The 10,041-nt window shown below is 39.3% G+C and carries 5 protein-coding genes; all 5 read right to left on the bottom strand.

Annotated elements, in window-relative coordinates; translation table 11 throughout:
- Positions 1–1,308: 1,308 nt before the first annotated feature.
- The 5 genes from AAEY93_RS14195 to AAEY93_RS14175 all read right to left on the bottom strand — a co-directional run bounded on the left by AAEY93_RS14195 (position 1,309) and on the right by AAEY93_RS14175 (position 9,660).
- Positions 1,309–2,409 (bottom strand): acyltransferase family protein, encoded by a 1,101-nt coding sequence (locus AAEY93_RS14195; RefSeq protein ID WP_351077746.1) that lies wholly within the window; start codon positions 2,407–2,409, stop codon positions 1,309–1,311.
- Positions 2,410–3,117: 708 nt separating this feature from the next.
- On the bottom strand, positions 3,118–4,188 hold the full coding sequence (locus AAEY93_RS14190; protein ID WP_124013750.1) for a diguanylate cyclase domain-containing protein: 1,071 nt from the start codon (positions 4,186–4,188) through the stop codon (positions 3,118–3,120).
- 2 nt (positions 4,189–4,190) lie between these two features.
- Positions 4,191–4,772, bottom strand: a complete 582-nt coding sequence (locus AAEY93_RS14185; protein ID WP_124013730.1) for a chemotaxis protein CheB — start codon at positions 4,770–4,772, stop codon at positions 4,191–4,193.
- Between the two features lie 3 nt (positions 4,773–4,775).
- Positions 4,776–5,606 carry a CheR family methyltransferase gene (locus AAEY93_RS14180; RefSeq protein ID WP_124013731.1) on the bottom strand — a complete coding sequence of 277 codons (831 nt, stop codon included), beginning with the start codon at positions 5,604–5,606 and terminating at the stop codon, positions 4,776–4,778.
- Between the two features lies 1 nt (position 5,607).
- A complete protein-coding gene (locus AAEY93_RS14175) occupies positions 5,608–9,660 on the bottom strand; it encodes a response regulator (protein WP_124013732.1) in 4,053 nt (1,350 codons plus the stop codon).
- Positions 9,661–10,041: the final 381 nt, after the last annotated feature.

The raw sequence follows: 10,041 nt of genomic DNA, 5'->3' as shown, positions 1-10,041 counted from the left end.
TAAGAAGTCTGAAACAGAAACAAGAAATGCAGCTTAAAATTTAAGTAAAGAGTGCCAACTACCTTGAAAAACACCGGGCGTCAGCCATTTCGTTAGAATAGGCTATAGTCTCTTTATCAAGCCTGATTGTGATTTATTCGTTTAATGTCTGTGTATAGGGATGGCTGGACAGAATTTGAAAAGTCATATTGTTTACCCATGGCGAAATTCCTCGAATATTTACGTTCGAATTTTTCTGGTTTTCGAGCAGATATTATTCGAATTGATTCATCTGTTTTCACTTAAAGGCAAACCACAAGCAATGTTAACGCTATGCCGATTCCAAGAGGGATGAATATATCTTCCTCATCACAATGGTCGGAGTCTTTAATCAATCGAGCATGTGGATCAAAAAACTGTTTGTGTTCCCTAAAAAAATGCCGTGTCACTTCCAAATTGAAGACTCTTTAGCTCGGTCCACTCAATCGTATATCTTACATGCGTGCATTATAATTATTACATAATTATAAACAAGCGGCTTCTAACCATATCATTTTCTGTTATATCACGGCTCGCCATGCTGATATGGATTTTACGACATAAGCAAGTGCCCTATGCTCGTAATAGGCTGCGCACTAAGGTGCAAACCATCTCATCCTGTTATCGCTACTTTACAAGCTCGATCTGGCCAAGGGTATTTAACCCGACGGGATGAGCCGCAAGATAGCAGATTAACTACGTCCTTAAATATTGGCGTGATCTCAGGTTTTAGGAGTGACTTCTATTTTGGCACGAATAGGCCTATCTATTAGCCAGTTTGCGTTTAGGGATTATGCATTATTATGATCCAGTCTTATCGTTTCAAATCAATTAATGATCCACCCTTATGGTTTCGGGTTTTATCATTCGGTTTACAACTTTTGCCTAATCTGTTGATTTCCGACACAGGCGGTTCCAGCCTTAACGTTGCAATAACATGTGAATGATATGCCATTTAGGCCGTTTGCATGTTAAGCACGAACAATATTTTCTTTATTAGCTTCTCTTAAAACCAATCCCCTTCACTTTGGCGTCAGTAATTGTCCCATATACTTCACTTATACTTATTGGATAAACATAAGTCTCTTATTATGTGATTGATTACCGTTAATTTTAAAATACTTCACGAGCATGTCCTTACTAGAATATATCCCTTCACTATCTCGATCAGACATATCACTTGCTACGATATAATTGTCAATTTCACTAATTATTTTGCCATACTGATTCTTCGATGATGATCACACAACGCCACAATTATCAATATTCGCCATGTTGCTAATACTTTGATTAGCGGTGCGAGTAAAATGTCCGCTGCAGCAAGGGGTTAGTTTTAAATGGCAAAAAGAAGAGTGCTAAAATAGCGTTTCGATTTACAACCCATTTTATAAGCAATGGAATTGAGATACTTAATAAAAATGCTAAGATAGCCAGTGATGTCAAAAATATTATATTATCTGCTGTACTTTTAGAAGTATAACCATATGCATAACTATACGCATTGTATTCAATCCATTTGTGAAATATGAGAATATATAGACTAGAGCTCCCTAGTGCCAACGGTATACGCATTAAGGCTTTATTTTTTGCAATAAACCATGAAACACTCAGTATAAAGTAAATGCCGCATGCGGCCCCTAACGTCGCTAAAGTAGGTACTTTATATAGTCGCTTATTTAAGTCGGTGTGCGCTTCTGAAAACGATATAATACATATAAAAATAATTATAGATAAAATAAATAGATAAGTATTTGGAGAAAAGTTAATAATCTTATCTTTAAGTAAGAAACCCGATATAAAGTATACCGATGTTATCAATATGATATCGATTGAAAATGGTAGTTCTGGCAATTTGATGAGCGAGTTAAAGATCGTTAAATCACTATCGCTAACCATACCAATTAATAATGAACCAGAAAATAAAAATATCAGTAATAAAATAGACTTGTTATAGTAAGATAAGGCGTTAAACCGAGTAAAGCGAAAAATAAAATAACTAAAGCAATATACTGAAAATAAGTGAGTTAGAAACCATAATGGCACCCATCTTATGGTGTTGCCATTTCCATAAAAAATACCTTTTAGCTGGGATATAAGATTATCATCTTGAGAAATAACACTGAAGAAAAAAAGCATAAAAAGCACAGAAAAGTATGGTTTGAGCAGCGCTTCTGCTTTTTTAAAAATAAACGCTTTAGGAGAAATTGAATAAGAAAAAAACACCCCAGATAAAAAGAAAAACAGTGGCAACCGAAACAAAGCCATTGGTTCAATTATTTCTGGAAAAAAAGACTTCAAATTACTGTGAAAAATAGCCACTAAAGTAATTGATATACCTTTTGCTACATCAATATAAATAGTGCGATTTATCATATCTACCTCAGAAAGCAATCGAACACCATGTAAGCGGAAGATAATCGGTGACTATAATCTTTGATCTATAAAGCTATAGCCAACTGTTATTCTTCGTTTGATTGCAACCACATCTACTTTTCGCTCAACATGGTTTTGAACCATTTATGCTTAAGCCTATTAAGGGAATTACACTAAATCCATTTAGGCTAAATTATTCAGTCAAAATTCTAAACTACAACATTAAAGTTAGCACAAAAAACAATTCAAGCAAATGCCAGAAATTTTAACTAAAAAGCACATTTTTAAAAAAATACCGATAACAAGTAGCAACAACTACCGTTTTAGTCTTTATGCATTGCGCAGTTTTCAAACCTACACTCTACTTTGACATTAGAGTAAACACTTGTTTTTAATTGTTATTTATGTTTTATAAAAGTATAAGCGCGTACTATTTATCTAATATTACTGCGAACATCATCAAAAATTAATAATAGTATATCCGTACCATTTTATTGTGAGCTCTTATGATGACCAAAAGTCCGTTTCTAAATCAAATGAGACAAGAAATGCATATGCGGGAATATCGCATTAGAACTGAAAAAGCCTACTTTTATTGTAAAATCTGCAGCAAATGCACCACCGACAGCTGTGCTGCTGATATAACAAATTAAATACCGGCAAGGTAGGGAAATGCTATCGACAACACCGATAAAATAAACATCTACAAAGGATGTAAAGCCTTTATTATATGGCTACAATTAATCTTTTTTGTTTTATCATCGGCTCAGCGTCAAGCTCAATCGAGACAATATTAGCGTCAATAATCTGCTTTTCAGAACAACAATTTCTGCCTTTATGCTTTGACTCGTAAAGCGCCCTATCGGCAGTTTCCATCAGTACCCTCGGATTGCATCCTCGATGCGGAATGATCGAGCTTACCCCAAAGCTTGCAGTAACCCAGGGATTACCAGATGCTTTACTGTGAGGGATTTTAAGCGCTTCAATGGTTTTTCGAATACGCTCTGCAACTAGCATCGCACCATTTGAGTCTGTTTCCGGCAGAATAACGGCAAACTCTTCTCCTCCGATACGCGCTATTTTGTCCAGATGCCTAAGATCCATCCCTTTTAGCGTACTCGCCACGCTAAGTAGGCAATTATCGCCTTGCTGGTGACCAAAAGTATCGTTAAACATTTTAAAACAATCGATATCCATCATGATCACCGCCATTGCGGTTGCAGATCGGGATGCTCTTTGCCACTCATCAGAGAAAATCTCATCAAATTTCCTTCTGTTAACCAGTCCTGTAAGACCATCTAGTGTTGATAGCATTAGCAGTTGTTGGTTAGTTTCTTCAAGCTGTTGCTGTAATTCTTCCAGCTCGGCTAGCTTATGATCGAATTCTATGTTTTTTTGGTGCAGTGCATGTTTTTGTTCATATAACTGAAGAAAAACGCTGATTTTACTGCTGAAGATGTCGGCATTAAGGGGTTTAACTAGGTAATCAACGGCTCCGGATTGGTAGCCTTTAAATATGTTTGCGTCAGCACTTGATTCTGCAGTAATAAAGATAATCGGGATATTCCGGGTTTTCTTATTCCCTCGCATCAATTCAGCAACTTCATAACCATCCATCGTCGGCATCCTTACATCTAGCAGTACCAGAGCAAAGTCATTGTCGAGTGTATGGGCTAGCGCTTGTTCTCCAGAAGTTGCTCTGATAAGTGTTACGTTAAACTCAGAGAGAAGATGATCTAATGTAATCAGATTTTCTATCCGGTCATCTACAATCAAAATTTTAGGGGGTGCTAGCATAGTTAACATTCACATATAGTATTTAAAAAGTGACCTATATCTTTCAGAGAAAGAATATGGTCTGCATTGGCAGCCTCTATTGCTGCTTGTGGCATAGTCTTTACTTCGGCGCTGTCTAAAGACTGAACAACCGTTAACCCACCCCGTTGTTTTATTTTTTTTAGCCCTGCCGCGCCATCTGAATTTGCGCCGCTAAGGATAATGCCAATTAACTCGTTGCCAAAGTAATCAGCTGCACTCTCAAACAGCACATCAATGGAAGGGCGAGAGTAGTTAACCGGGGGATCGATTGAAAGTGCGGTACAACCATCAAACCCAACAAGAAGATGATAATTAGACGGCGCAATATATAAGCTCCCGCGTTTAATCGGATCTTTATCTTCCGCTTCTTTGACAGCCAAAGCCGTTTTAGCTGCAAAGTGAGTGGCTAAGTGACTCTCAACATGCGGGCTGATATGTTGCGCTAATAATATCGGTATGCAGAAAGTTGATTTTAGTTCAGCAAGTATTGCGCCTACAGCCGCTAATCCGCCGGCTGACGCACCAATAACCACGGCTCTATAATGTATATTATTACAGCTCATGGCTTATCTCCCGCGTTTTTTTCGATAGATTTTTTCTGGTTCTGAAACCAATTCGAACTTATCAGCTATGTCTGCAAATCTAAGGCTCTCTTTTGAGCCTAAGCATAAAAATCCGCCAGGTATTAGGCTATCATAAAATAGATTAAAGACTCGGTTTTGTAACTCTCGGGTAAAATAGATAAGAACATTGCGGCAAAAAATAACGTGCATCTCACCAAAAGCACCATCGGTTGCCAGATTATGAGGAGTAAAAAGTACTTTATCTTTCAGTACATTTTTCATGATCACATGATCATAATCTGCCGTGTAATAATCCGAAAATGAGGCGCTACCATTAGCAGCCTGATAGTTAGCGCTATACTGGCGAATTAAATCCATTGGGTAGATCCCTTTTTTCGCCTTTTCTAAAATGGACTCATTAAAATCGGTCGCATACACCTGCGCCCGCTCTTTCAAAGACTCCTCGTGTAAAATAATTCCCATCGAATAGACTTCCTGTCCCGCAGAGCAACCAGCATGCCAAATTTTTAAAAAGGGGTAAGTGTGTAGATGTGGGATCACCAGTTCCCTTACTTTTTTATAGAACCAGGGATCACGAAACATTTCAGTGACATTGATGGACAGATCCAATAAGAGTTGTTCAAAAAAATTAGCATCATGAATCACTTTATGCTGCATTTCTGCGTAATTTTTTATTCCTTCTATGCCGCAACGATACTCCAACCTTCTCTTGGTGTGAGCAAGAGAATACTCTCTAAAGTCATAACCATATTTTATATAAATGGCTTCGAGCAGAAGCTGAATTTCCAGCTGTTCATTTGTTATATCATTCATATTAGTATAACCAGACTCGTATCATTGACAGGAGCTTTTCGCTATCGATGGGTTTGGTAAGATAATCACTAGCCCCGGCTTCAATACATTTACTTCTGTCACCTTTCATCGCTTTTGCAGTGAGTGCAATAATGGGTAGGTTGTTATGCTTTCTCTGCATGCGGATCTGTTGCATCGCTTCATAACCATCCATTTTAGGCATCATTATATCCATGAGTACGATATCGACATCTGGATTTTCTGTTAATTTAACAAGACATTCCATACCGTCTCGTGCGATGGTGATATCCATGCCTTTATCTTCTAGAATGCTGGAAAGAGCAAAAACATTTCTCATATCATCATCAACCAATAGCACTTTTTTACCACTTAGCACTGACTCTTTATTGTGCACGGCTTTTAAAATACGCCGCTGTTCAGCCGGCAAATTAGCCTCAATCCGATGTAGAAACAGGGCTGACTCATCTAATAACCGCTCTGGAGATTTAACACCTTTAATGATAATGCTTTCGGCATAACGATTAAGCTCTTTTTCTTCGGCTGCAGTCAGATCTCTACCGGTGTAGACGATAATGGGGACTCGCGCAGCCGTTTCGCTGCGTCTTATCGCTTCGAGTAACTCAAAGCCGCTAATATCTTCTAACCCAAGATCTAGGATCATACAGTCGTAACGATTTCTTTCGAGTTCATCTAACGCCTGCTTCCCTGTTGAAACAGCAACAATATCTAGATCGTCTTCACCAATCAGCTGCTTAATGCTTGCTCGCTGAATGTCATCGTCTTCAACAATAAGTAGTCGTTTGACTGATTTAGAGATAATACCTTCAATGTTAGCGAAGGCTTTATCTAATTTTTTGATATCGACTGGCTTGGTTAAATAGCCAATCGCGCCCATCCGCATCGCCTCAAGATTGTTATCACTGGCTGACATAAAATGCACCGGAATGTGGCGTAAACTTGGATTTTCTTTAAGGCGTTCCATCACTGTCCACCCGTCGATACCCGGCAGACCAATATCCAAAATAATGGCACTCGGTTTATAATAATCGGCAAAGTGCAGGCCGGTTTCACCGGTTTCCGCGACGATGCATTTAAAGCCTCTTTCACGGCCAAAGTCGCGCATAACGCCGGCAAAAGCTCGGTCATCTTCGATAATCAGCAGCGTTCTATCTTCAGGAGCAGGATCAGAAATGATAGATTGTCTGTCATCCTCCACATAGCTTGCAATTTTGGGTATATCTGCGGCAACAGAAATAACTGCGGCCTCTGAATTAGAGGTTCGAGATTCATGAATCTTGGGTGCTAGAAGTTTAGGCACATTTTCTGCAGAAGCGCCTTTCGCTTGGTACTCAAGGGGTAAAAACACGGTAAAAGTACAACCTTTACCTTCTTCACTTTGCAGCTCAATTGAACCACCGAGTAAATGGGTAAGCTCTTTAGAGATAGACAAGCCAAGTCCGGTCCCACCATAATTGCGGCTAGTACTTCCATCGGCCTGCTGAAAGGCCTGAAAGATAGCAAGATGCTGCTCTTTTTTTATGCCAATACCGTCATCTTTTACTGAGAAAGCCACTAAATTATGCAAAGGCATGTGCAACTTTTTAGCGATTTCTGCTGAAGGCCGAGCTATATCAAGCGTTACAGCACCTTCATGGGTAAACTTAAATGCATTGGTCAATAGATTACGTAAAACTTGTTGCAGGCGCTGAGAATCAGTCCGTATAGTATCAGGAAGGTTGTCGGCTAAATTTATCTGAAAGTCTACGCCCTTATCTGCCGCCATATCCTGATATAAACGGCTAATATCAGATTCAATAGCAGTAAAACTGACATCTTCAATATGCAGATCAACTTTGCCAGCTTCTACTTTAGAAAGATCTAAAATCTCATTGATTAATGAAAGCAAATCTGCACCAGATGAGTTGATTGCATTGGCAGATTCAATTTGCTTATTAGTCAGATTATTATCTTTGTTATTGGCAAATAACTGCGAGAGTATCAGAATACTATTCAATGGTGTTCTTAACTCATGGGACATGTTCGCTAAAAATTCGGATTTATATTTACTTGAAATTTCGAGCTCTTTTGCTTTTTCTTCAACTATTTGTTGCGCGGAATAAAGCTGATCATTTTTCCCCTGCATCTCAATTTGTTGGCTTTCAAGTGCTTTGGTGCGTTCCTCCAATTCTTCATTGGTGACGCGCAGTTCTTCTTGCTGCGCTTGCAGCTCAGTTTCAGATTCTTTGAGTACTTTGGTTTGCTCTTCGAGCTCTTCGTTAGTAACGCGCAACTCTTCCTGTTGGGTCTGCAGAGCTTGCTCAGAAAGTATTAACGCTTCTGTTTGTTGTTTCAGTTTATGGTTAGATTTACTTAAACTTTCCTGATGATGTTGCGCCTGCTCAAGCAGTGAGCTGATCTCAAGACGGGCATTGGCAGCATTAAACAAAATGGCAGCACTGCCAATCACTTCTCTGACGAATGTCTTCTGCAGTGCGCTAAAGGGTGTAATAGAGCCAAGTAATACAACACCCAGTAAATGTTCATCTACCGCCAGAGGTATTGCCATAAAATGACTGGGCGTCACCTCACCCACCCCATAATTTAATACTGGCGCATTTTGAACTACACCGGAAAATATAAGGATCTCTTTCTCAAGTGCAGCTTGCCCTACCATGCCCTCACCCAGCCGGATCTGGTTAAAATTACCTTGCCTGTCCGTAAACGAATAACTGGTTTTAAGTACTAAAATATCTTGGTCTAACAGATATAAAGCGCCAAGTTGCGCGTTCATATGTTTGCTGAAAAAAGAGATAAACAAATTTGAAAGATCGCTGAGTTGCAGATCACCGCGCAGTTGATTATCGAGGCTCTCTTTACCTGAATTAATCCAATCCAGCTCACGCAGCTTTTCGGCCATATTATTGAGTGCCAAGCCTAAATCACCGATCTCATCCCCCCGGTCTAACACTAAAGATGTGTTCAATGTTCCTTTTGCAATATCCTGCGCAAATTTCATGCTGTGGATAAGCGGATCAGTGACAGAACGGGAAAAATTAACAGCGATAAAGCTGATAATAAAAAAGACAATCGCTGCTGCAGCGAATATTGCCTGATAAAGAAAAAAGATCGGCTCGGTGACTTCATCTTCATTGATTTTAGAGATCAGATGCCAATTGTATCCGGGGACGTTGAGCTGGGTATAAATCACAAGCACCGAGCGACCAGCACTGTCTATATAGGTATTTTGCCCGCCTATTTCTCTGGCGTTTTTTGCATCCGTCCAGTAGCCTAAATCTTTGTCGAAACTAAAGCCTACGACATACCTGCCATTCCCCATAGTGGCAAGATCACTGCGGAACTCAATTTTAGTAGAGTGCGGATTCTCGCCAATAAGATACGATTCGCCAGTTTTCCCCAGACCGACACGTGAATCAACAATATTAGAAATCAGACTGGGTAATATTTTTACCGCGACAACGGCGATGATATTGCCCCGGCTATCGCGTACAGGACTAGAAAAATAGGCCGTTTTTTGTTGGCCAAGCGTATTACTTGAATCGAAATCAGAAAATGCAGTTTCACCGCTAGTAATCGCCTTGTTCCAAGCTTGCGTTAGCGCAGGGTCATTGCCCTTATTAGTGGCAAGTAATGAACCTAATCGCGGTTTCTCTTTTATAGAGAATAGAATGGTTGCCTCTTTAGGATCTAAAATTAAAAAGTCATCATAATCATAATTGCTGATAAAAGTTTCAAAAAAAGAGCTGTCATCATCTTTAGTGGTTACTTGACGTTCATCCATGTTCTGAATGAACTCTTTCAGCCTTATTGTCCTGGCAAGCGTATCTAAACTAATTAAACGCTCTTTAAAGAAGGTGTCGATAGAGGTGGAACGCAGCGATTGTATTGCATTTAATTCTTGAAAAGATTTTTCAATTAAGGCGTCTGACGCTAACCGCGCACTGAAAATGGCTGTGGCAATCATTGGGACCACAGCAAAGATCACCAGCATGCTCATTATCTTAGGGCGAATGCGAATATCTACTAAGCGAATCATTAACTTTCCAAAATATAATCGTATTTCTTAATATGGCGACATATTCAATCATTTTGCCTTTTGAATCAAAAAACAAATTATACAGTGTGACCTTGATTATAAAATTCGATATTCAAACCATTTAATCGGAATTAGATGTTATTGGAGTCCAAAAAACTATCGCAATTAATTGGAAATCAGCACTGTTGCGGCGACTCATCCTGTTATCGCTACTTTACAAGCTCGATCTGGCCAAGGGTATTTAACACGACGCGGTGAGCCGCAAGATAGCAGATTAACTACGTCCTTAAATACTGGCGTGATCTCAGGTTTTAGGGGTGACTTCTATTTTGGCACTAATAGGCCTATTTATTTACCAGTTTGCGTTTAGGGATTATGTCT

Origin of the sequence: Shewanella sp. CAL98-MNA-CIBAN-0140 (genome assembly GCF_040309905.1) — a bacterium.
Classification (GTDB): Bacteria; Pseudomonadota; Gammaproteobacteria; order Enterobacterales; family Shewanellaceae; genus Shewanella; species Shewanella psychromarinicola.
This window is presented reverse-complemented; position numbering and strand designations above follow the sequence as displayed.

Bases quoted from the DNA above. Each gene is read 5' to 3' on its own strand.
- AAEY93_RS14190 (WP_124013750.1), bottom strand. From the start codon at position 4,188: ATGCTAGCACCCCCTAAAATTTTGATTGTAGATGACCGGATAGAAAAT.
- AAEY93_RS14185 (WP_124013730.1), bottom strand. From the start codon at position 4,772: ATGAGCTGTAATAATATACATTATAGAGCCGTGGTTATTGGTGCGTCA.
- AAEY93_RS14180 (WP_124013731.1), bottom strand. From the start codon at position 5,606: ATGAATGATATAACAAATGAACAGCTGGAAATTCAGCTTCTGCTCGAA.
- AAEY93_RS14175 (WP_124013732.1), bottom strand. From the start codon at position 9,660: ATGATTCGCTTAGTAGATATTCGCATTCGCCCTAAGATAATGAGCATG.